This is a genomic window from Spirillospora sp. NPDC046719 (genome assembly GCF_040645715.1).
GTDB lineage: Bacteria > Actinomycetota > Actinomycetes > Streptosporangiales > Streptosporangiaceae > Spirillospora.
This window is the reverse complement of record NZ_JBEYYT010000898.1, coordinates 1-1,396: the sequence shown is the minus strand read 5'-3', so window position 1 is coordinate 1,396 and position 1,396 is coordinate 1. Positions and strand designations below refer to the sequence as shown.

The window sequence follows — 1,396 nt, the reverse complement described above, 5'->3', positions numbered from 1 at the left end:
GGCGGCCGCGAGCCCGCCGAGGGCGATGCCCGCGACGCCCGGCAGGACGTTGTTCGGGAACGGCAGCGGCGACAGCGCGCTGACCTGGTACGGGACGAGCAGGACGAGGATCAGGAAGCCGCCGAGCGCGGCGCCCACGTCGATCCGCCAGACCGGCCCGCCGGTCCCGGCGCGGCGCAGCGGCGCCCGGCACGCCACCGCCAGCAGCCACGCCGACAGCACCTGCCCGAGGACGACGATCGGCACGACCTCGATGCCGGTGACCGCGTACGTCCCGGCGACCGCGCCGGCTCCGACGCCGAGCACGGTGCCGCCGAGCACGCAGACCCCGCCGGGGACGGCGCGGACGGCGAGCCCGGACGCCAGGAACGCCAGCGCCAGGCCCTGCCCGACGACGATCGCGATGTGCGCGGCGGTCAGCGACTGCCAGCCGGACGAGGCGACGAACGCGGGGCTGGCCAGCACCAGCACCTGCAGCGCGAGGAACGGCCCGAACGCGGCGGCGCCCATCGCGTCCCGCCAGGACAGGCCCGGCGCCGTGACCGGCCCGGACGACAGCTCCCGGTAGAGGGCGGCGGCGCCGAGCGCCACGAACGCCAGGCACGCCGCCCAGGGCCCGATCCCGTTCCGCCACACCGGGTCCCAGGTGGCGAAGCACATCCGGACCGCGGTGTCGGCGGACAGGCCCGCGACGGTCGCGGTGGCGAACCCGACGCCGGACAGCCCGCGCGCCCCCTCGAACAGCGCCGCGACCGCGATCATGCCGACGGCGGTGCCGACGAACGCCAGCCAGGTCTGCGGGCCGATCGCCTGGGCGAGCAGCCGGACGGCGAACAGCCCGCCGACGCCGGCCGACAGCAGCCCGCTCGGCCCGGCGGCGCGGCGCACCAGCGGCGCGGCGAATCCGGCGAGATAGACCGCCAGCACGGCGATCGCGGCCACGCCGGTGCCGGCGTCGTCGGCGAAGTGGTCGAGCTGGGGAAGCGAGAAGCGCAGGGTCTGCGCGAGCACCGCGACCGTGATCGCGATGAGCGTCAGCCGGGCGGGCCCCTGCGGGACGATGGACGGCCCCTGAGCCGCCGGGCCGCCGATCTTCGTGCCTACTTCTGTGCTGGCCAATTGAACGAGTGCTCCCGGGGGACGAGCGGACCTTCGGGGGTGGCGGCGGCGCGGCACTGCGCGGCCCCTGCGGACTCTACGGCCCCGGCGGGCGCTTCGCGGGCGAAACCCGCCGGGAGCGGAGCCGATCACACCACCGGACGATCATACGGGCCCGCGCGGGGCCGACGGGACGGGCGGGACGGGGTCCCGCCGCACGATCCCGCGGTCAGCGCGGTCGGCTCTACGGAGGACACCGCCGGGCTCGGTCGGCGGCGCCCGGTCCGCCGGAGGGCGC

At 77.4% G+C, this 1,396-nt stretch carries 1 pseudogene; it reads right to left on the bottom strand.

What is annotated here, in order from left to right:
- Nucleotides 1-1,119 (bottom strand): annotated as a pseudogene (locus ABZ914_RS51395) (endonuclease/exonuclease/phosphatase family protein); the annotation flags it as partial.
- Between the last annotated feature and the right edge of the window lie 277 nt (nt 1,120-1,396).